Raw genomic sequence first — 21,076 nt, 5'->3', positions numbered from 1 at the left:
GATTAGTAAGTTCTCTTGATTTTAGCCATGTCGTCAATACGCTTCTGGGCCAGCTCTGTGGCGGCTTTCTGCGTGTGCGTGCCGTCTGCCTCAGCCTTCGCGAAGATGTTCAACGTGGTGTTGTAGATCTGCTCTGTCTGCTGCATAGACCACTCGCGGTTCAGCTTTTTCACTTCTGAGTACACGTTGATGATACCACCCGCGTTGATCAAGAAGTCTGGTGCGTAGATCATGCCCTTCTGTACCAAAGCCGGGCCGTGCACGTTCTCATCCTGCAACTGGTTGTTGGCGCAGCCGGCAATGATCTGGCACTTCAGTCTAGAAAGTGTGTTGTCATTGATGGTAGCCCCCATGGCGCAAGGCGAATAGATGTCCACATCCAGGTCATAGATTTCATCCAAGCCCACTACGGTAGCACCGGTGGCCGAAGAAATACGCTGTAAACGCTCTTGGTCAATATCTGTGATGAACAACTGGGCACCTTCTTTTACCAGGTAGTCAATCAAATAACCACCTACGTGGCCAGTACCCTGTACAGAGATCTTCTTACCAGCTAGGCTGTCGTTGCCCCAGGCTTTCTTGGCCGAGGCTTTCATGCCCATGTAGGTACCGTAAGCCGTTACCGGAGACGGGTCACCGCTACCGCCTTGCGACTCTGGCAAACCAGCTACATGCTTGGTCTCCATGGCAATGTAACCCATGTCCAGGGTGGTCATGCCCATGTCCTCGGCGGTGATGTATTTACCGTTCAGGTTGTTCACAAAACGCCCGAACTTGCGCATCATAGCTTCGTTCTTGTCCTTCTTGGAGTCCCCGATGATGACAGCCTTACCACCGCCCAGGTTCAAACCAGAGATGGCAGACTTGAAGGTCATGCCGCGTGAAAGGCGCAAAACGTCGCGTAAAGCTTCGGCCTCAGAGGCATACGACCACATGCGGGTACCGCCCAACGCAGGCCCCAATACCGTGTTGTGGATACCAATGATGGCTTTCAGGCCGGTATCATGGTCATGGCAGAACACCACTTGCTCATGATCAAACTGGCCCATCTGGCTAAAAACCGAAGATTCCTGGCCCCCTGATATTTCTTTTATTTCAACCATAATTGTGAATAAAATGATTTACTTCCATAACCTGCGGAAAACGGCTCCCAGATTTAGTACTTTTGCCGCAAAAGTAGGCATATCTTTTTACTACAACAAGGAAAACCCTAACATCTGTTAGCCTCGTAGTAAAACTTAAAATTATACCGTGAAATCACTCCGCTACCTCAATAAATATTTGCTCAAGTACAAATTCCGGTTTTTCTGGGGAATTGTGTTTGTGATTGTCTCCAACGTCTTTGCCATCATTCCGGCGCAGGTGGTTCGGCACGCCTTTGACCTGGTGCGCGAGGGCATCAACCTGCACCAGCTCCACGAGGGCTTCGGCCAGCAGGAAACGGTGTATGACAGCTTTGCGCGCAGTACCTTGTTCTACGGAGCGGTGATTGTAGCCATGGCCCTGCTCAGGGGAGTGTTCCTGTTTCTGATGCGCCAGACCATCATTGTGATGAGCCGCTTGATTGAGAATGACCTCAAGAACGAAATCTTCGCGCATTACCAGACTTTGCCGCTGAGCTTCTACCGCAAGAATAACACCGGCGACCTGATGGCCAGAATCTCTGAGGACGTGGGCCGCGTGCGCATGTACATAGGGCCGGCCATCATGTACGGCATCAACTTGGTGGCTTTGTTCCTGATGGTGATTCCGTACATGCTCTCGGTGAACGTGAAGCTGACGCTGTACACGCTCTTGCCCCTGCCTATTTTGAGCGTGAGCATATACTACGTCAACAACATCATCGAGCGTAAGTCTGACGAGATTCAGAAAAGCCTGAGCGGTATCACCACCTTTGTGCAGGAGGCGTTCTCGGGCATTAGGGTATTGAAGTCCTTTGTGCGCGAGCAGGACTCGCACGCCAACTTCACCAAGGCCAGCGATACCTACCGCGACAAGTCCCTGGAGCTTAACTTCGTCAACTCACTGTTCTTCCCGCTCATTCTGTTTTTGATTGGCTTGAGTACCATCATCACTGTCTGGCTGGGTGGTAAAGAGGTGATTAACGGAAGCATCACACCCGGGGTAATCGCTGAGTTCCTTATTTACGTGAACATGCTCACCTGGCCGGTGACGGCCTTGGGCTGGACTACCAGCTTGGTACAACGCGCCGCCGCTTCTCAGCAACGCATCAATGAGTTTTTGAACACCAAGACAGACATCCTTTCAGGACCGATTGAAGAGAAAGACATTACGGGTTCCATTACCTTTGAAGACGTAGATTTCACCTACCCAGACACTGGCATTTACGCCTTAAAGAAACTGTCCTTCCAGATTAACCCTGGCGAGACGCTGGCCGTGATTGGCAACACCGGCTCGGGGAAAAGCACCATTGCCGCTTTGCTGTGCCGCTTGTATGACGCCACCGGTGGCCGTATTCTGGTGGACGGCGAAGACATTAAACAGTACAATCTTTCTACCCTGCGCAGTCAGATTGGGTACGTGCCGCAGGACGTGTTTTTGTTCTCAGACTCCATCAGAAACAACATCGGGTTTGGGGTAGAGGCGCTGTCTGAGGAGAAGATGCTACAGGCCGCCAAGGACGCCGATGTCTACGAGAACATCATGCGCTTCCCGCAGCAGTTTGACACCGTTTTAGGCGAGCGCGGCATCACCTTGTCTGGCGGCCAGAAACAACGCGTTTCCATCGCTCGTGCTCTGGCCCGTGAGCCTAAGATTCTGATTCTGGACGATTCGCTCTCGGCGGTAGACACCAAAACCGAGAATGCCATCCTGAACAGCCTGCAGCGCGTCATGCACAATCGCACGTCTATCATCATTTCGCACCGCGTGAGCTCTGTGAAATTGGCAGATAAGATTCTAGTGCTGGACGACGGCGTAGTGGTGCAGCACGGCAGCCATGATGAGCTGATGGCCGACACCGACGGATTGTACCGGGCCCTGTATGAACGCCAGCTCCAGACCGAAGACATAGAATAACCCGTCGTTTTTGGCCTGTTTTGGTGAAAACAGGCCAAAAACGAATAAGCCACACCTAACCAATTCTCCTGTAATCCTTTAGAAAAGACTTTGCTTGAAAACTTGTGCCTAGCAGGCATTGCGAATGTGATTTTTTGCTCCTTTCTTTGGCTTTTGTCAGGACTCTTTCTTGAACAATCTACAAAAACCATCTAATCTTGCTTTCTCTATGTATTCAGCTACGTACCGCGTATTTGCGTTGGCATTGACCTGCTTGAGTCTATGCTTTTTAACGGCTTGTCCCTCAGATGATCCAGAGCCTACTCCCGAGGTTGATGACAGTCTGCACCTGGCCTTCAAAACCCCAGACTGGGAACGCAAGATTGACTGCACGCATTTAGATTTGCCTTCTATGCAGCATAATGCCACCACGTATTACACGTTTGCCTCTTCCGCATCCACCAGAAACTCGTTTTTCATCTCCTTCCCCAAAGACAGTTCCGCTATGGTTGCCGCTGGTAACCTGAAGCAGTATTCCATTAAAAATTTTGGAGACGTCTCGGGCCCATTCCAGTTCTCTTTCAAGGTGCCCGTAACCGAAGGCAGCAGCACCTATCTGGTGAGTCAGGAGGGTTTCTCTGCGCAGGAGTTCAATGAGATTACCGCCATCAAGTACGTGGGTGCCTCTGGCTCTGAGGCCATCTTTCAGCTGAAAGGCAAGTACCAGTTGTCTGCTCTTGAGCTGAACAGCAACGGCGTGAAGAAAAACATCTCTGGCACGTACCACTTTAAGGTGAGAACCACCAGAAAGTAAAAGGCGGCGTATCTTCAATTGAACGTTTATGGGTATGCCCGCTGAAAGTACCAGCCAATAATTTTTAAGCCACTCCTACTTTTGCTGCATCCTATTTTTCACTTTCTTTGCAATAGATACTAGTAATCGGGATGTAGCGTAGCCTGGTATCGCGCCAGCATGGGGTGCTGGAGGTCGCAGGTTCAAATCCTGCCATTCCGACTGAACACAGAAAAGCCCTCGGTTCTTTTTAGAGCCGAGGGCTTTTGCATTGATAGAAGTATCGTTTTCGGGCTGTTTCCTGGAAAACAGCCCGAAAACGATAGCTTATGATTTCTTTTTGAGGACTACTTTTTCTGCGTGCTTGGCTACCATGCGGTTGTAGAGTTCGCGCAGGTCGTTGTACTCTTTGGCGTTGAAAACTGGCTTGTTGATGTTGAGCTTGCTCATGATCTGTAGCTTGCCCTCTGTAACCTGCACTATATAGCTGAACTTGGCAGAATTGTCTGGCAAAGACACATTGATGGCTTTGGGCATTTCCTCTACCTCATAGCCAGCTGGCAAGGTATAAGTAAAGACGTACGTTTCATCTACCGGCGTCGCGAAGTCAATGGGGAACAAGCGAGTAGCTGATTTAAACGGATTCTGCTGGGTGGCATGGTTCAACATGGGAGACACGTACAGCAAACTTACCGGTTGCGTCTCTCCTACTCTATGGAGTTTATAGCTGGCCTTCAGGTCTGTGTCGTTCTTTTCCAGGTTCACCAAGCTTATCTCCTGGCGGGTCCACTCTGGGTCTTGAGAAGTCAGCTTTTTGAGATAGCTTTCCTGGCCTTGCTCTCTGATGTGGGCGCGCATTTGGTGGGCGGCCAGCCCTCCGTAAGACTCTTCCATCTTGCCTATTACCTCGCCGGTTGGTTTGATTTCCATGTGGGCAGACACCAGTTGTACGTTGCGCTCATTGTTCTTCAACGCCATCCATTTGCCGGCCGGCAGACTGGTCACCCAGCCCTGTCCGTTGAGGCAGCGGTACGGAAGAACACCAAACGGCAGATTACGTTCTGTGGCATCTAGCAGGTACGTGGTCTCGCCTACCTTCACAGCGGCAATCACATAGTTAAACTTGCTGAGCATGGGCATGTTGACGGCAGGATAGCCGTGACTACGGGTACTCACCAACATGGGCTTGGCATCTATTCCCGCTTCGCGCAGCATGGCTGTCAGCAATAAGTTAATATCTGCCGATGAGCCTGTGCGTGCCTCATGGGCTTTTTTGATGCTCTCAGAAAAGATCCTGTGCTTGCCGTCCCAGGTCATCTGCTTTTTAACGTAGGCCTCAATGCTTTTTACTTTAGACAGCAGGTCTGGGCTGTTAGCCGATGCTTCTTCCACGGCCTTTTTAAAGATGGCGGTGTTTTGCAACTGCATTCCAAACTCCTCTTCCTTCTGAAGCTCAGTGGCTAACCCTTCCCAAGTGCCTGCCATATAGGTAGGCTGCTCATCTGGGTATTGGATTTTTGTCAAGGTGAACTCCAATTGGGACAGGTAGTCACCTACACTGGTCATGTAGGGTTCATCTGTAAAAGCGGGCACGTCTTTCATCACCCAACGGTACTGGGCAATTTTATAGGTGGCAGATCCCCATTTCTCTGAGGTGATCTTATCTGATTGCTGTTGCGAGGTGTAGGCAATGGCCTGGCTAATCACCTTCATGTCTTCTATGTGAAACTTCTGGAACCCGTGCAAAAGGTGAGTGTATTCATAGAAGGGCATCATGTTCACGCGATACTCGCTCCAAGCCACCGGAATAGTGTTCTGGAACGTCCAGTCGCGCAGGTTAGAGATATAATCAGACTTGAGGGTGTAAGCTACCTCAATGACAGAACCTACTTTTACATTAGGCATGGCCAGTTTCTTGACATACCAGTTGATGTCTTCTTTCTCTTCAAAGACAGCTTTCTCATCTAGCTTCACCTTGACGACTTTGCCCCCTTCCAGGTTATAGGTAAAGCCCTTCAAGTCTAGCACCTCTTCTTTGTTGTTAAAGTCTTTGCGGTAAAAGGGAATGCTGATGTTGGCTTGGTCCAGTCCGGCTTTCTTCAAAATCTTAATGCGCAACAGCCGTCTCAACTGCACTTGCGTGCCTTTGGTATACAGAAAGGAAGAGTGGCCATAGTCATACAGCACCACAGCGGCCGCGCTGGTGTCTGGGGCGTATACTTTCATGTTCAACTCCTCGGCGGTGGTCTGCCCCATTTTTAGCGGGTCTTGGCTGAAGCCCAAGCCAGGCAAGCCTGCCAACAAGAGAAGAAGCAGGTATTTATTAAGTAGTGGTCTGATGCTGGTAACCTTTGGTTTCATGGGGAAATTGCTGCTACATAAAAAATCCTCCTCTGGCAGCAAGGGCGCACTAGAGGAGGTACTTTGTCGTTTTCGGGCTATTTTCTAGAAAACAGCCCGAAAACGACCATTAAAGAATTAAGAAGGGGTGGCCGCCAAGACTACCTGCTGCTGGTCTGCCTTGGAGACTTGCTTTAAGAAATTGACCAGTTCCTGGTATTTGCCCGGCGCCTGGCGGCTTTTGTGCATGGTCAATTCCCGCACGTACACCAATCGGCCGCCTTTTATGCTCACTTGTGATTTGTACTCACCAAACACAGAAGAAATCTTTACAGGCTGCGGAACGCTTTCTGGCAGGTAGCCCGCCGGTATCTCATACTCCACGGTGTCTGTGTCATAGAAAGGCTCGCGCCAAACCACATCCTGCTTTCTATTTTCGGTAACAGGCGGCACAAAGGTCCAGCGGTTCATGAGATTGGGGGTGATGAACAGGCGCTTGCCGCTCACCGAAGCCACTCTGGGCAGGTCCAATTGCAACGTCTCCTTCATCTTAGGCGACCTGGATTTCTCAGTCTGGCTCAGGGTAAACTTCTTGATCTCAAAGGCCGGAATATCAGTGTTCTTGTAAAGCCATTTGAGCTGTTCCTCTGGGCTGTAATGATGCGTCATGGTTTTGCGGTGCTCATGCTGGCTGCCAGAGAACAACGTGGTTGCTTCTGCCACTCCACCGCCCTGCGCATTCAGTTTTACCTTTACACTTCTATACTGCCCGTTGTCTTTTGCGTCAAACTGGGGAGTTCTCACCAAGACGCCCCCTTCTGGCTTCACCAACAGCGCATACCTGTCTCCGGTGAAAGTACCGGTGTACCCGGCGTCTTCGGTTTGGCTGGTGCACTCCAGCCACAGGGTGTCTTTGGCAGTGGGCACGCAAAGCACCACATGGTTGAATTGGTTGCTAGGAAAGTCATTGATGATGGGCAACTCGCCTTCGCCTCCTCTTATGACCGCGTAGTAGCTAGTAACACCGGCCGCCTCTAGCAGAGACTTGGTGTAATTACTTAGTGCTTTGCAGTCTCCGTAGCCTTTAGAGTCCACTGTAGTCGCCTCAAAAGGCTGCCAGCCGCCTATCCCCAATTGGATACCCACATAGCGCGTCTTATTCTGCATGTAGTTATAGGCAGCTTCCGCTTTGGCTAGCGGGTCTGACAAAGCCGCTGTAAGGTTCTTGATTTCCTGCTTGGTGGCTTCTGGCAATATGTCCCTCCCTGCATTTAGCTGAGTAAGCCACTTCCCGAAGTCTGACCACGTGTTCATGTTTCCCTTATACCCGTGCACTTCAAAATCTGAGGGCGCCGTCACTACCATAGGAATCAGATCACGGTAGCCCATGCTCATGGGTTCTACCTCTAAGGGCGTGATGTTCTTCATGGTCCAGCTGTAGAGTTTTCTCCCGTTGGTCTGCGCCGTCTCTACTTTTGCCGGCAGGTTGAGCTCCCGGTAGCGCAACGGCATATCTGCGGGCATGGACACTTGAAAATACGAGTGCTCCACAGAGGTTTTATCTGTGCTTATGGCATACCACGTAGGATAGAACAGCAGGTTGTTGGTACTCGTCTGGTATTCAAACTCCACTGTATATGGGTAAGAAGGCAGGGAGAGCTTGACCACTTTCATGCGGTTGTCATCAAACAGAGTCCCTTCGCTCACGGCGCTTACGTCTGTAATGTCAGAGGCTTTCAAGGTTTTCACTTTCTTGCCCATCATGTCATACACCGCGCCCTTGATGTAATCTATCTTGGTGAGCTTATCATACCCCACGGCTAAACTTGCATGGCCATTGCCATTCTCATTTAGGATAGTGACCACCTGCCGCACTTTCTGCGAGGCAGACTGCGGCGAGTGGACGGTAAAAATCACATCATCTGCGCGCACCACCGCGTTGGCGTCTTTTTTAAGCGAGGCGTCAATGGTCAAGGCAGAATACGAAGGCTCTCCGGCACTGGCGGAGGTACAGGAAAGTACCACCACCCCAACAGCTAATATCCAGTTTTTCATAAATTCTGGGAAAACACCCTAAAAACGGTTTTTAGATTTTCTTTTTAAGCACAATCTGCTCTGCGTGCTTGGCTACAATCTGAGAGTAGAATTGTTTAAGCGCCTCATACTCCTGGGCATAGAAGATTGGACGAGAGATGGTCACTTTGCTCATCACCTGTACCTTGTTGCCCGTCTGCTGCAGCATGTAGGTAAACTTACCCCCGTTGTCAGGCAAGGACATCATCACACCCTTAGGCATTTCTTCCACTACATAGCCTTCTGGAATGGTGAAGTTACACACGTACACTTCTTCTGTGCCATGGCCAAAGTCCACTGGGTACTTGCGCTCTGTGTGTTTGAATGGGTTCTCCTGTCTAGCCTTCAAGAGCATAGGGTTCACATAAATGATATCCTTGGCTTGGCCGTCACCGGTGCTGGTGATTTCATATTCCAGGGAAATTGGCTTTTGTATCTGGGCAAGGTCTTTTAAGACAGGCTTCTTGCGTTCAAACTGGTTTTGAGCGTTCACAAGTTTCTCCATGTACTTTGCTTCACCTGCCTCTTTCACGGCGGTGCGCATGTTCACGGCCAACAGGCCACTGCTTGACTCCTGTACTTTTCCGCTCATGATTCCTGTAGGCAAAATGCTCAGTTCTGCGTTCAACAGCTCTGTAGACTTGCCCTGTGGTACCAATGGAATCCAGGAGCCTTGGTCTTTGGCTACCAACCAACCCTGCCCGTTCAAGCAATGCTTAGGCAGTTGGCCCAAAGGCATGAAAGGATCTGTAGCATCCAACAGCAAATCACCTTTCGGCGTTTTCACAAAGGCTACCACATAGTTAAACTTGTTAAGCATGGGTGCATGGGTAGGTACTCTGCCGTGGTCACGCGTGCTCAGCACAATTGGGTAGGACTCCAGGCCAGCGTCACGCAACATAGCCACCAGCATGAGGTTAATGTCTGCAGCGTTTCCAGATTTAATTTCGAAGGCCTTGCGTAAAGTGTTGGTAGCCAGAACACCGCCTTTGCCATTCCACTTTACATTCTTCTTTACGTAGTCATAGATGGTGTTCACCTTCTCCAAGGTATCTTTTACAGACTGCAATGACGCCACTTCATTTTTGAAGTAACCAGTGCGGTTCAATTGCGCGCCAAACCGGTCTTCTAGCAAGAACTCGTCCGTGAGTTTGTTCCAATTACCGGCTACCCGCTTTGCCATCTCATACGGATACCTGATCCACTCCAACTCAAACTCAATTTTAGCGATATAGTCTTGAATAGTGGTAATGTAAGACTCTGCCGTAATAGCAGGCACATCTTTCATGACCCACCTATGGTTCACAGTCCGTACATTTTCACTGCTAGAAGTAGTATTGCTGCTTACGCCAATGTTTCCACCAGATGATTCCCGTTGCGTAGTAGTGACAGTCATGGATCCGGGCAGCACCTCATTCACCACCATTGGCTCATAACCCTGCACGAAATTTTTGTATTCATAATATTCAGGAATGGAGGCACGGTATTCACTATGCACCACCGGTATAGAGCCCTGAAAAGTCCAGTCTCTAAAATTAAAGATGAAGTCTGAGGATATGGCGTAAGATATATCAAGAACAGAGCCCTCCTTTACTGCTGGCAGAGTGAATTTCTTGTTGTACCAGTTCTCACTTTCCTTCTCATCAAAGATGGCGCTGTTGTCCATCTTTACTTTCACTACCTGGTTATTCTCCAGATTATATGTGGTGGCCTTAATATTCAATACCAGCTCTTTACTGCTTGAGGACTGCTGATAGTACGGCACGGTAATATTAGCCATTTCATAACCGGCCTTTTTCAAGACTTTGATACGCATCACCCGCTCAAAATTCAGTTTCATGCTATTATTAACTACGGTAAAGTATGACCTTCCATAGTCTGCCAAGATCACCGCGGCGGCGCTGGTGTCTTTGGCGTAGGAAGTCATCTTAAGTTCTTCTTCGGTCACTTTCCCATATTTCACGGGAGCGTCCTGGGCTTGGACTAGGGCACTGCCTAAAAGACAAAGCACCAACAAGATGCCGCGAAACGGCAAAAGGGTAGAAATACGCATACTAGAGGGTTTAGATAGAATGGTAAAGAGTAATGGTATAAAAGCTAAATAATTGATTGATAACAGTAAAAATGAAATGGTAAGTCTTAAAAGGATTTATTCTTGAATTTAAATCTAGCGTACCCAAAGGATAGGAAACCAGGCGAAGATTAGAAGTGGGATAGGTGTGGAATAACTTACAGACAGAGCACAATGTACACCCTGACCGAAAACTCCTCTAAAATTAATGGAATTCAATAGTAAAATACTAAACCAACGTAATAAAAATGCGCCGTCAGCTTTTGCAGGATACGTTTCATCTCCTTTTGCCTATAGTTGTTTAAGCCACTGCAGCTCCGCCAGGCACCTATTTGGCAGGGCTATCTGAATTAATTATGATGCATAGATTGTAGAGAACCTTGAAGACTAACCACTTGCTTGCCACTTAATAACTAAGTCTTCTGAACTACTTCCCTGCACCAAGCAGTCCCGTTTTCGGCCTATTTTCTGGAAACAGCCTAAAAACGAAGCGTAAACGTAGTCCCCTTCCCCAGTTCTGAACTCACCGTCAACGTGCCTTTGTGTAAGCGCATAATCTGCTTGGACAAACTCAAGCCAATGCCCGAGCCGGTGGATTTGGTGGTGTAAAATGGCAGGAAAATCTGCTCCTGGGCCTCCTCAGAGATTCCCATGCCATTGTCTGAGACCTGCAACACTGTACGGCTGTCTGAGTCTTGGAAGGCTTCCAGCTGTAGGGTTTTGTTGGGTTGGTCGGCCAGGGCGTGGATGGCGTTGCGCACCAGGTTGATGAGCACCTGCTCCAGCAGTTCCCGGTCAGCGAGCACGGTTAAGTTAGTTGGGCGGCAATTGACAATGAACAGGATGTTCTCATGGGCCACCTCCTCCTGGAACAGCAACTGCAACTGCCTGAACATTTCATCTACGCTGAACAACGCTTTTTTAGGCGTGGGCACGCGGGCCAGGCTCCGGAAGTCGTTCACGAAGCGCACCAGGCCCTGGCTGCGCTTCTCAATGGTTTGCAGGGCCATGCCCATGTCTTCGGTTTCTTCGCGCTCCAGACAGATTTGGTTGCCGGGCTGGGCCTCCAGGTAATCCTGTACATCGGCGGCTACGCTTCCGGCCAAAGAGGCTATGGGCGTCACCGAGTTCATGATTTCATGCGTGAGTACGCGAATCAGGTTCTGCCAGGCCTCCATCTCCTTGTCCTCCAGCTCCCGCTGAATGTTCTGGATGGACACCAACCGGAAGTCCTCCCCGCGCAAGACCAAATCCACGGCAAACAGAGAAACAGGCACGCGCTCTTTGCCGTGTGGCAGTTTGAGCACCGCACTCTGACCCGCGGGGAGCGTGAGGAGTTGCTCGGCTAATTGAGATGAAACCGCGCGCAGATGCTCTACATGCTCCAGCCTGGGCACTTGCAACAAGCGCTTGGCGGCGTTGTTCATGAGCTGGACTTCGCCGGATTTCTTAAACGTGAGAATACCTATGCCAATGTGTTGCACCACCGTCTGGAAGTAGTGCGTGGTGGCTTCTTTCTCTGAGCGGATGTCCTTGAATTTCTTGATGACCTCGTTGTAGCTTTTGTAGAGCTCGTCAAACTTCTCTCCCTCTCCCCGGCTGGTGAAGACCTCTGTGAAGTCATCGTATTTGATGGTGTTTAGAAATTTGACTAGGCGGTTGGTGGTGCGCTCCAGAAACACAATGAGCGCCACGGTCTGCGCGGCAATCAATAGGCCCACAAAGACTTGGGTACTTACCAAGGAAGCGTCAAAGCCAATCTTGAAAAACACAAACACGGTGGCCACCAGCAATAGCACGCGGGCCACGATCTGAAACCGGAAGTTCCTAAAGCCCATACTTCTCCAGTCTTCTGTAAAGCGAGGCGCGGGAGAGGCCCAGCTCTTTGGCGGCCTTGGAGATGTTGCCATCATACTTGCTCATGGCCTTGACCACCGTGGCTTTCTCTACTTCGTCCAGGTTGTGCGTCTGCGAAGCAGTTTCTGTATTTAGTATATGCTGTTGTACCTGCAAAAAGAAAAAATCCTGCGGTTGCAACACATGGTTCTCTGAGATGATGGACGCCCGCTCCAGCACGTGTTCCAGCTCCCGAATGTTGCCTGGCCAGTCATAACGCTTGAGCCTGTCAAGCGCCGACTCTGACAGGGATTTGGCCGGCTGTTTGTATTTCTGGGCGTAGCGTTGCAGGAAATGGTCTACCAGCAATGGCAAATCCTCCAGGCGGTTGCGCAACGGCGGTAAGTGCAGTTCTATGGTATTGATGCGGTACAGCAAATCCTGCCTAAACTGTCCCTGTGCCACCATCTGCTGTAAGGGCATGTTGGTGGCGCAAATCAACCGCACGTCAATGGGAATGGGTTGTCCGGTGCCCACGCGTATCACCTCACGGCGTTGCAAAACGGTAAGTAGTTTGGCTTGCATGGCTAGGGACAGGTTGCCAATCTCGTCCAGAAACAGGGTACCGCCGTTAGCCATTTCAAAGCGGCCCACGCGGTCTTCCTTTGCGTCTGTAAATGCGCCTTTCTTGTGTCCGAATAATTCGCTTTCAAATAAAGTCTCTGTCACCGCACCCATGTCTACCGTAATGAACACTTTTTCTGCGCGGGCAGATTCTTGGTGCAGGGCGCGGGCGATGACCTCTTTCCCGGTACCGTTTTCGCCCAGGAGCAAGACATCGGCATCGGTTTTGGCCACGCGGTGCATGAGGTGCAATAGCTGTTGCATGGCCGGGCTTTTACCGGTCACCAAATCCACACTCTGGTTCAATTGAGAGGCCAGCGCCGAATTGGTTTTCTTGAGCGAGGAGATTTCTTTGTAGGAGCTTTTAAGTCTTGATGCTGCAGTGAGGGTGGCAATCAGTTTTTCGTTCTGCCAAGGCTTGAGCACAAAATCAGTGGCGCCTTCTTTGAGGGCGCGCACGGCCATCTCCACATCGCCAAACGCGGTAATCATAATCACCACGGCGCTGGGGTCGCGGGCCAGAATCTCCTTGAGCCAGAAGAAGCCCTCATTGCCGCTGGAAATATCCTCGGTGAAGTTCATGTCAAGCAGAATCAGGTCATAGGTATCATGATTAAGCAGGAACGGAATCTTGCGCGGGTCTTTCTCAATGAGCACCTGCTGGGCGTGCTTTTTCAAAAGCATCTTGGCAGAGAACAGCACGTCCTCGTTGTCATCTATAATCAGGATTTTGCCTAAGGTTGGTTGCACGATGATTGGGCTTGAGTTTGCAGAACGCTACACCTAAACTGTGCCAGAAGATAGAAAATACCCTATATGCCTGCTGGCAAGGTGAATGTACAAAATAAGCCCGCAACGTGTGTCCGACGCTGAACAAAAAAGTGTCCGCTGGTGAACAGTTAAGTTGTCTGCCTGAATGAGGAAAAGAGAAAGCCGTCATTCGTTTTTGGCCTGTTTCTTGGGAAAGAGGACGAAAACGGAGAGCGGCTCTTTGCAAATTACAAGTTGTTACTTCTTTTGGTTAGGCAGGGACTGCCAGAGCACGTTCATTACCCACCACTTGCCGTCTTCCTTCACCAGATGGATGTAGTCAATGCCCCAGACGGCGGTCACCTTGGCAGAGGCGGTTTTGTCGCAGATGTCCAGAATCTGCACAGTTTGCACCGAGTTGGCATTGGCTTGTTTTCCATCCTTGTTCCAACGCTTGGCCAAGCTAATCAAAGCCGGAAACGGCATTTCTAGTTGTTGTGAATAGGTTTGATTGGCCTGCGAAAAAGAGAAGCCTCGCTTCTGCAACTTCGGGTGGACGCTACGGTAGGCGATGGTGGTATCTGCCTTGTAAAACGCCTGAATGTAATCCATGCACGCGGCCTGCACGCCCGCTTTGTCTTGCTCTGTAGAAACGCACTGCGCCCAGCCCAGGGTAGTAGCTAGAAGAAACGTCATTGATAGGAATAGCTTTTTCATAAGGACAGGTTTTCTCTAAAGTAGCAAAAGAGACAGAAGAGTTGCACGGCCTGCATCTGGAAATTAAAAAGCCCGCCAAGGAGATGCTCGTTTTTGGCTTGTTTCTAAGAAATCAGGCCGAAAATAGAGGAGGATAACTTTACTTAGGTTGCGCCGAGGTGGTAGCGTATTGATAAGGCTTGCCAATGAGTTGCACTTCAAACTCGGTGCGGACGCCTTTGAGGCTGAGCATGGTGCTGTCCATGGAATAAGGCGGGTTCTTGAGTAGACTGTACGCCCGCTGTGAAATCACGAAGCTGTTGTTCACTTCCTTGGTGGCGGCCTGCAGTCGGGCGGCAATGTTGACGGGGTAGCCCATCACAGTGAGGTTGTTGTTCAGCCCGATGCCCACATTCCCGTAAATGACCTTGCCCACGTGCACGCCAATGCCCACCTCAAAGTTGTGGTTGAAGTAGGGGCGCATATAGGTGTTGTTGAAGATTTTGACGTCTTCCAGAATCTTGAGGCCCGCCAGCACCGCAGACTCGGTGGCTTTCTTGATTTTAGTATCCATCCCGAAGACCGCGTACAAACCATCGCCGGCGGTGTCTATGATTCTGCCGTCATATTGCTCAATGGCATTGCGCGTGAGGCTGAACATACGGCGCATGATATGGATGACGTCAAAAGGCAAATGCGCCTCAATGAAAGGCGTGAAATTGCGGATGTCAATGAAAAACAAGGCCATTTTCCGGCGCACGCCCGTCACCTCGGTGATGTTGTCTTGCTCTCCGTTGAGGAAGATGAAGCGGTCTGCGTCGTCTTTGATAAGGCGTTGCACCTGCACGTCTGGCCCCGTGACCTGCACTTGGCAGGCCAGGCGCACATTTTTGGGGAAGTGGCGCACCGCCCTGATGGCTAGCTCCGCATCGGTTTCCGGAGTCAGGTGGTCTGCGCCGGCCAGCACCAGCACCCGGCAAGTGGTGCACTGCCCTTTTCCGCCGCAGGCGTGATAGTGCGGAATGCCCGCCGCCAGAGACGCATCCAGCAAAGACTGCCCTTCTGCCACCGACACCAATTTCTCTCCTTTGAAATCAACGTGACAGGACATAACGCACGGGTTAAGTTTTACGATGTTTTACGGCTTTATCAGATATTGGTATTCGGGGTGCTTTTTGAGATAAGATGCCATGTACGGGCACAAGGGCACCAGTTGCAGATTCTCTGCGGCAATGTAGTCCAGCACGTGCCTGGTCATGGCGCCGGCAATGCCTCGGCCTTCCAGTTCCTGGGGCACTTCGGTGTGGAGCACGGTGATGACACCCGGCCGAAGCTTGTAGGTAATAAAAGCCGTGCGCCCTTCCACTTCGGTCTCAAAGCGATGGGCCGCTTCGTTGTTGGTGATGGTCAAGTCCATAAGATTAGCTGACTGTGGCCGGTGACAGAATTTCTTTGGCCAAGTTAATCTCTTCCTGCAGAATGGTGTGCGGACGGCCTTTGTAGATTTTCTGGGTCACCTTCGCGCCCATCTTCTCCATAATGGCCACCGTCTCCTCCACCCTGCTTACGGGCACGTGTGGGTCTGGGTCTCCAGTGGTGATGAGGACCGGCGTCCCGGCGAAATCTCCCTGGTAGTTACTTGTCTCCAGTTGCTGGCCAATCAAGCCGCCGGTAAACAAAAGCAATCCTCCGTAGCGCTTGGCGTGGCGGGTGGCGTATTCAGAGGAAAGACACGCGCCCTGCGAGAAGCCTAGCAGGTAGATGTTTTCGCTCTTCACGCCTTGTGTTAGCAGACCGTTCACCAAGGTGTCCAGTTGCTCTAAGGCGGAGTCTAAGGCCGGTTGATTTTGCTCTGAAGGCGCCATGAAACTGTAGGGATACCAACTGTGCTGGGTGGCCTGCGGGGCGAACAACGCGAACTCCTCTACCGGCAGATGATTGGCCAGTTCCAGAATGCTTTGCGCGGTGGCGCCCCGGCCATGGACCATCACCAGCACTTTGCTGTCTGGGGTCAAAGGCTTGCCGGCAGTGATGACGTTCTTTTGATGCGTGTACATAGCGGTGTAATGTAATAGATGCTAAAGCTAATCTTTCAAGGTGACAAATATGGAATGACGGACCTGGGGCAACAGGTTCCTGGTCTTGTGGCCTTTGCCGGTGGTGTCTTCCATGAGCAGAATCTCGCCGGCCTTGAATTGTTTCTTCTCGCCCAGAGAGGTTTCTATCTCAATTTCGCCGTCCAAGAGAATGATGTACTGCCGGGCCGGCGCGGTATGGAAATCATAGTCATAACCGGGCACCACTTTCCTGAAACTGATGGTCTCTACCTGCTCGGGCTCGGACAGGAAGCCAATGTCACCCGCGTGGCGCAAAGGCTTGGACACCTCGGCAAACCGACTGTCGCCGTTTTGGTCTGCGTACACGCGGGTGATTTTAAAATCTTCCATCTTAGTCGAGTTTCGGCAACACGGCCTCAATTTTTGCCCGGCTGGCTTCGTACTGCGGAGGCAACAACAGGCTGGAACCTAGTTTATCCCACTCCTCGTCAATGCCAAAACCCGGGTTGTCTGTGGCTATCTCAAACAACACCCCGCCCGGCTCTCTGAAGTAAAGCGAATAGAAGTAGTTGCGGTCAATCTTCTCAGTGATATTATGGCCGGCGGCGGCTATCTTCTTTCTAAATTCCATCAAGGTGGCCTCGTCCTTCACCCGGAACGCGATGTGGTGGTTGGTCCCAGCCCCGCCAATGCCTCTGGCCTCATTGGGCAGTTCCACCAAATCAATGATGGCGGCGTGCTCCACGGCGTCCGTAATGTAACGGTAGCGGTTACCGCTTTTCTCCTGCAAGGTGTAACCAAAGATGTCCGTCAAAATAGCGGCGGTCGCTTTGATGTCCTTCAAGGTCAGGGTTACGCTGTGGAAACCTCTGGTGGCCACCTCGGAACTCACCTCATCGGTGGTCCAGGGCGTGCGGTTATCCTGGTTTTTAGGGATGACCAGCTCCAGTTTGAGGCCGTCCGGGTCCAGGAAGGTCAGGTACTTCTCCCCGAACTTCTCCGAAGGTTTGTTGTAGATGACGTTGTGGTCTTCAAAACGCTTCATCCAGAAGTCAAAGCTTCCCTCGGGCACCGAGTAGCCGATATTGGTGGCCATGCCGGTACCGGCGCTTCCACGACGGGAGCCCTCATACGGAAAGAACGTGAGAATGGTGCCCGCGCTTCCTTTTTCATCACCGTAGTACAAGTGGTACGTACCGGGGTCGTCAAAATTGACGGTCTTTTTGAGCAGGCGTAAGCCTAGTGTTTTGGTGTAGAAATCAAGGTTATTTTTGGCCTTGTCGGCGATGGCCGTGATGTGGTGCAGGCCTAATATTCTGTTTTCCATAGTAGTAAATGCTCTTAGTGGTTGATGGGTGTTTCTATGAGCAGAAACCTGCTCTCTTGGGTAAAGATGAACTCCAGTTGCGCAGTGTCCCAGATGCCCAGGGCCTCGCGGTTGGTGAGTTGTTCCCCGTTCACCTCCAGCGTTCCGCTGATGTTGAAGAGGAACACCGCTTTGTTCACCGGGTTGAAGGCATAACTAGCCGTTTGACCGGCCTCAAAGTAGCCCAGCGACAGCTTCGCGTTTTGGTTAATCCAGCAGTGGCCGGTGCCTTCCTCCTGGCTCACGATGCTGACCAGTTGGTTTTTGCGTTGCTCTTCTGGAAAATGCCGGCGCTGGTAGCGGGGTGTGATGTTCTGCAGTTTGGGCTCAATCCAGATTTGCAGGAAATTGACCTGGTCTGCGCCCACGTTGTGTTCTTCATGGCGCAAGCCACTGCCGGCGCTCATAATCTGCACCCAGTCTTGGTGCACCGTCTCTTTGTAGCCCAGTGAGTCAATATGGCTCATGGAGCCGGCCAACATCACAGAGATAATCTCCATGTTGGCGTGCGGGTGCAGCCCGAAGCCGTTTTCTGGTTGCACAAAGTCATCATTGAACGCCCGCAACAAGCCAAACCCAGCCCGCGCCGGATTGTGGTAGCCAGAGAAGCTGAACACAAAATTGCTCTTCAGCCAGCCCAGGTCTTTGACGCCTCTGTCGGCGGGGTTGAATCTTTCTACTTGCATGCGGTCGCTGTTTGGATGGTTGTACGGACGTAGGTTTGGTCTGATGTTCAGGCTTTTCCGTTTTTGGCCTGTTTTCTTAGAAACAGGCCAAAAACGAAGCCCGCTTGGTCTTAGGCTTGCTTCACCAATTGGATTTCAGCTTGCAGTTTAATCTCATCGCTCACTACTACGCTACCGGCCTCAGTTACGGCGTTCCAGGTCAAACCAAACTCCTTCCGGCTGATTTTGCCAGTCACGGTAAATCCGGCTTTGGTCTGGCCGTACGGGTCCACCACAATACCGCCGAACTCTACCTTTACGGTCACGGGTTTGGTGATGCCTTTGATGGTCAGGTCGCCGTGCAACAGGTAATCATCGTCGCTCACGCGCTCGTAGGTAGTGCCTTCAAATTTGATTTGGCCGTGAGTTTCGGCGTCAAAGAAATCAGCGGACTTCAAGTGCGTGTCGCGTTGCTCGTTGTTGGTGCTGATGGAGTTCACATCGGCGGTGAAGGTTACCTTATTGGCGCTGGTGAAGGTCTCATCTGCCGTCTCTGCCTCCACGTTGAAGCTCTGGAAATAACCGGTCACGGTGGTAATCATGAGGTGTTTCACTTTGAACTGAACCTCTGAGTGCATTGGGTCTACTGCCCATTTTGTAGTTGCCATAGTCGTGTGTTTTTATGTAGTTTTAAAAATCTCTTGTTGCTTTCGTCCTGATGAAAGAATAAACAAATGTATGTACATTTATTGTATATACAAGTGTAGGCATTTAAAAGTTTCAAAAGATTTCATTTTGGCTTGCAGAAAAGTGCTTTAAACTTTGGATTAGAATGTTAGCGATAGCCTCACAATGGCAACAAGCTCAAGGTTGGGAGTACTTGAAACTACATTTGTTGTCATCCTGAAAGGACCTTGTGAGCAAACTAGACAGGCCGTGGCCATGAAACAACCAGAATTCTCTTGAAGGATAGATTCTATCTTTTCTCTTGGCAACTGCTGTTACAACTTGCCCACAAGGTCCTTTCAGGATGACAATGGAGAGGGTGACACAAAAAGGAAGGTGACTTTAGAGGGAAAGTGATTGAAGAGGAAGGGTGATAGAAAAGACAATGTATAGCGCTTATTACCTTTTCATTTGAGTAGCTTATCCCAATGGGCAAGACCCAAAAATCCCTCTTCCCGTTTTTGGCCTAATTTCCGGAAAACAAGCCGAAAACGGTTTTCTTAGCTGTTCAATTGACCGGTGATGTGTTCAGGCGTGAACGTGAGAGTGTCCGCTGGCGCACACCCTCACAAAACGCACCTGCGTTTACCGCTGAATTTCAGAGGTTTACAAAAATGGCACAGCTATTGGATAAAAGAGAGTGACCCATTTTAGTCAACCCAAGTACCATGGACCGCATCATTGAGAAAAAACGCTGGACACCCAAGAAAATAGCCTTAATCACCTTGGCCGTGGGCGTGATAGCTTTCTTGACCTACTACCTGGCCATCGCAGACAACAGCTCCAAGCTGAACGTGGAGAGCCAGAAGATTACCATGGCCACCGTGAGCCAGGGTTCCTTTCAGGAATTCATCCCCATTGACGGCACGGTGCACCCCATCAAGACCATTGTGATACCGGCCGTAGAGGGCGGGACCGTAGAGGAGAAATACCTGGAGGGCGGCAAGCCCGTGAAACAAGGCGACCCAATCCTGAAGCTCAACAACAACCGCCTAGTCCTGGACTTCATGAACCAGGAAACGCTCATGAATGACCTCATCAACAACCTGCAGAATTCTAAGCTGAGCCTCCAGCAGAACAAATTCAACCTAAGAAGAAGACTGGCCACGCTGGCCGCGCAGGTAGACGCCGCCAAGGACCTGTACCAGCGCAACATCTCCCTGTATGAGGCCAAGGCCGTTTCTCAGCAGGAGTTCTTCAACTACAAGAGAGACTACGAGCGCCTCAAAGCCGAGTACCAGATTGAGCAAGAAAGCCAAAAGTTTGAGGAGAACAACGCCCGCCAGCAGATAGCGCAACTGGAGACCACCATCTCCCGCACCAGTAGAAACCTGCGGATGATGGAGGACAACCTTAAGAACCTGTACATCAAAGCGCCCATCTCGGGACAGCTGTCCTCCATTCAAGTAGAACTAGGCACGCCGGTGCAGGCGGGGCAAATCATCGGGCAGATAGATGACCTGAGCGGCTTCAAGGTGAAGGCCGAACTGGACCAGCACTACGTGAGCCGCGTGTTTGCCGGCCAGCGCGGGGAGTTCACCTACAACGGCCAGAGCTATCCGCTGGAGATTTCCCTAGTGTACTCAGAGGTGACCAACGGTAAATTTCCCGTGGACATGAAGTTCATCGGCAAGGTGCCCGAAGGTATCAGACGTGGCCAGACTTTACAGATACGGCTACAGCTTTCTGACCCGGCACCGGCGGTGCTGTTGTCACGCGGCGGATTTTACCAAAGCACCGGTGGGGCCTGGGTGTACGTGCTGGATGAGTCGGGTAAGTTTGCCACCAAGCGGGATATTAGGTTAGGCCGCCAGAACCCAGAATACTATGAGGTGTTGGATGGCCTGAAGCCCGGCGAGCAAGTGGTTATTTCCTCATATGACGCTTACAACAACACGGATAGACTGGAACTGAAGTAAACCCGTTTTTGGCCTGTTTTCCGTAAAATAGACCAAAAACGAAGTGAATTATTAGCAAGAGTAATCATCCCCCTACCCCCTTCAAAGGGGGACGAAAAAGAAAGAAAAACGAGTGCAAACGCGCTGTAACAAAGAACCATTA

At 50.8% G+C, this 21,076-nt stretch carries 17 protein-coding genes and 1 tRNA gene; 4 read left to right on the top strand and 14 right to left on the bottom strand.

Features of this window, described 5'->3' with window-relative positions; translation table 11 throughout:
* Nucleotides 1–2: 2 nt before the first annotated feature.
* Entirely contained in the window at nt 3–1,103 is a 1,101-nt protein-coding gene (locus tag TH61_RS07070; RefSeq protein ID WP_066507767.1) for a Glu/Leu/Phe/Val dehydrogenase dimerization domain-containing protein, read from the bottom strand.
* A 148-nt stretch (nt 1,104–1,251) separates the two neighbouring features.
* On the opposite strand from TH61_RS07070, the gene TH61_RS07065 reads away from it, so the two are divergent.
* From TH61_RS07065 to TH61_RS07055, 3 genes are all read left to right on the top strand, one after another.
* Nucleotides 1,252–3,039 (top strand): ABC transporter ATP-binding protein, encoded by a 1,788-nt coding sequence (locus TH61_RS07065; RefSeq protein WP_066507765.1) that lies wholly within the window; start codon nt 1,252–1,254, stop codon nt 3,037–3,039.
* A 208-nt stretch (nt 3,040–3,247) separates the two neighbouring features.
* Nucleotides 3,248–3,832, top strand: a complete 585-nt coding sequence (locus TH61_RS07060) for a hypothetical protein (RefSeq protein ID WP_066507763.1) — start codon at nt 3,248–3,250, stop codon at nt 3,830–3,832.
* 127 nt (nt 3,833–3,959) lie between these two features.
* Nucleotides 3,960–4,033 (top strand) — tRNA-Pro (locus tag TH61_RS07055).
* Nucleotides 4,034–4,138: 105 nt separating this feature from the next.
* On the opposite strand, the gene TH61_RS07050 is transcribed toward TH61_RS07055, so the two are convergent.
* From TH61_RS07050 to TH61_RS06990, 13 genes are all read right to left on the bottom strand, one after another.
* Nucleotides 4,139–6,172: a DUF3857 domain-containing protein gene (locus tag TH61_RS07050; protein WP_066507756.1), complete on the bottom strand. Its 2,034-nt coding sequence runs from the start codon at nt 6,170–6,172 to the stop codon at nt 4,139–4,141.
* 117 nt (nt 6,173–6,289) lie between these two features.
* On the bottom strand, nt 6,290–8,206 hold the full coding sequence (locus TH61_RS07045; protein WP_066507754.1) for a DUF3857 domain-containing protein: 1,917 nt from the start codon (nt 8,204–8,206) through the stop codon (nt 6,290–6,292).
* A gap of 31 nt (nt 8,207–8,237) precedes the next feature.
* Complete coding sequence (locus tag TH61_RS07040) at nt 8,238–10,277, bottom strand: transglutaminase domain-containing protein (RefSeq protein ID WP_066507752.1); 2,040 nt, start codon at nt 10,275–10,277, stop codon at nt 8,238–8,240.
* 497 nt (nt 10,278–10,774) lie between these two features.
* On the bottom strand, nt 10,775–12,208 hold the full coding sequence (locus TH61_RS07035; RefSeq protein WP_082780322.1) for a PAS domain-containing sensor histidine kinase: 1,434 nt from the start codon (nt 12,206–12,208) through the stop codon (nt 10,775–10,777).
* Entirely contained in the window at nt 12,123–13,508 is a 1,386-nt protein-coding gene (locus TH61_RS07030; protein ID WP_157600630.1) for a sigma-54 dependent transcriptional regulator, read from the bottom strand. The genes TH61_RS07035 and TH61_RS07030 overlap by 86 nt, the downstream gene beginning before the upstream one ends.
* Before the next feature lie 255 nt (nt 13,509–13,763).
* Nucleotides 13,764–14,222, bottom strand: coding sequence for a nuclear transport factor 2 family protein (locus tag TH61_RS07025; protein WP_082780321.1), 459 nt, complete (start codon nt 14,220–14,222; stop codon nt 13,764–13,766).
* Nucleotides 14,223–14,361: 139 nt separating this feature from the next.
* Nucleotides 14,362–15,312 (bottom strand): adenylate/guanylate cyclase domain-containing protein, encoded by a 951-nt coding sequence (locus TH61_RS07020; protein ID WP_066507741.1) that lies wholly within the window; start codon nt 15,310–15,312, stop codon nt 14,362–14,364.
* Between the two features lie 27 nt (nt 15,313–15,339).
* Nucleotides 15,340–15,618, bottom strand: a complete 279-nt coding sequence (locus tag TH61_RS07015) for a GNAT family N-acetyltransferase (RefSeq protein ID WP_066507740.1) — start codon at nt 15,616–15,618, stop codon at nt 15,340–15,342.
* Nucleotides 15,619–15,622: 4 nt separating this feature from the next.
* Nucleotides 15,623–16,258, bottom strand: a complete 636-nt coding sequence (locus TH61_RS07010) for an alpha/beta hydrolase (RefSeq protein WP_066507739.1) — start codon at nt 16,256–16,258, stop codon at nt 15,623–15,625.
* A 27-nt stretch (nt 16,259–16,285) separates the two neighbouring features.
* On the bottom strand, nt 16,286–16,648 hold the full coding sequence (locus tag TH61_RS07005; protein ID WP_066507733.1) for a hypothetical protein: 363 nt from the start codon (nt 16,646–16,648) through the stop codon (nt 16,286–16,288).
* Nucleotide 16,649: 1 nt separating this feature from the next.
* Nucleotides 16,650–17,585, bottom strand: coding sequence for a ring-cleaving dioxygenase (locus TH61_RS07000; RefSeq protein WP_066507732.1), 936 nt, complete (start codon nt 17,583–17,585; stop codon nt 16,650–16,652).
* Between the two features lie 14 nt (nt 17,586–17,599).
* Complete coding sequence (locus TH61_RS06995; protein ID WP_066507727.1) at nt 17,600–18,310, bottom strand: pirin family protein; 711 nt, start codon at nt 18,308–18,310, stop codon at nt 17,600–17,602.
* Nucleotides 18,311–18,420: 110 nt separating this feature from the next.
* Nucleotides 18,421–18,957: a YceI family protein gene (locus TH61_RS06990; RefSeq protein WP_066507725.1), complete on the bottom strand. Its 537-nt coding sequence runs from the start codon at nt 18,955–18,957 to the stop codon at nt 18,421–18,423.
* A gap of 726 nt (nt 18,958–19,683) precedes the next feature.
* Between TH61_RS06990 and TH61_RS06985 the strand changes: the two genes are divergently transcribed.
* Nucleotides 19,684–20,934, top strand: a complete 1,251-nt coding sequence (locus TH61_RS06985) for an efflux RND transporter periplasmic adaptor subunit (RefSeq protein WP_066507723.1) — start codon at nt 19,684–19,686, stop codon at nt 20,932–20,934.
* Nucleotides 20,935–21,076 lie beyond the last annotated feature (142 nt).

This window comes from Rufibacter sp. DG15C, from assembly GCF_001577755.1.
Lineage (GTDB): Bacteria > Bacteroidota > Bacteroidia > Cytophagales > Hymenobacteraceae > Nibribacter.
The sequence above is the reverse complement of the archived record's forward strand: the minus strand, read 5'-3'. Positions and strand labels throughout refer to the sequence as shown.

Excerpts from the sequence above, each read along its gene's own strand:
- TH61_RS07040 (WP_066507752.1), bottom strand. The coding sequence starts at position 10,277 with ATGCGTATTTCTACCCTTTTGCCGTTTCGCGGCATCTTGTTGGTGCTT.
- TH61_RS07015 (WP_066507740.1), bottom strand. The coding sequence starts at position 15,618 with ATGGACTTGACCATCACCAACAACGAAGCGGCCCATCGCTTTGAGACC.
- TH61_RS06995 (WP_066507727.1), bottom strand. The coding sequence starts at position 18,310 with ATGCAAGTAGAAAGATTCAACCCCGCCGACAGAGGCGTCAAAGACCTG.
- TH61_RS07005 (WP_066507733.1), bottom strand. The coding sequence starts at position 16,648 with ATGGAAGATTTTAAAATCACCCGCGTGTACGCAGACCAAAACGGCGAC.
- TH61_RS06985 (WP_066507723.1), top strand. The coding sequence starts at position 19,684 with ATGGACCGCATCATTGAGAAAAAACGCTGGACACCCAAGAAAATAGCC.
- TH61_RS07025 (WP_082780321.1), bottom strand. The coding sequence starts at position 14,222 with ATGAAAAAGCTATTCCTATCAATGACGTTTCTTCTAGCTACTACCCTG.
- TH61_RS07000 (WP_066507732.1), bottom strand. The coding sequence starts at position 17,585 with ATGGAAAACAGAATATTAGGCCTGCACCACATCACGGCCATCGCCGAC.
- TH61_RS07035 (WP_082780322.1), bottom strand. The coding sequence starts at position 12,208 with ATGATGGCAACATCTCCAAGGCCGCCAAAGAGCTGGGCCTCTCCCGCG.
- TH61_RS07070 (WP_066507767.1), bottom strand. The coding sequence starts at position 1,103 with ATGGTTGAAATAAAAGAAATATCAGGGGGCCAGGAATCTTCGGTTTTT.
- TH61_RS07045 (WP_066507754.1), bottom strand. The coding sequence starts at position 8,206 with ATGAAAAACTGGATATTAGCTGTTGGGGTGGTGGTACTTTCCTGTACC.
- TH61_RS06990 (WP_066507725.1), bottom strand. The coding sequence starts at position 18,957 with ATGGCAACTACAAAATGGGCAGTAGACCCAATGCACTCAGAGGTTCAG.
- TH61_RS07010 (WP_066507739.1), bottom strand. The coding sequence starts at position 16,258 with ATGTACACGCATCAAAAGAACGTCATCACTGCCGGCAAGCCTTTGACC.
- TH61_RS07060 (WP_066507763.1), top strand. The coding sequence starts at position 3,248 with ATGTATTCAGCTACGTACCGCGTATTTGCGTTGGCATTGACCTGCTTG.
- TH61_RS07050 (WP_066507756.1), bottom strand. The coding sequence starts at position 6,172 with ATGAAACCAAAGGTTACCAGCATCAGACCACTACTTAATAAATACCTG.
- TH61_RS07020 (WP_066507741.1), bottom strand. The coding sequence starts at position 15,312 with ATGTCCTGTCACGTTGATTTCAAAGGAGAGAAATTGGTGTCGGTGGCA.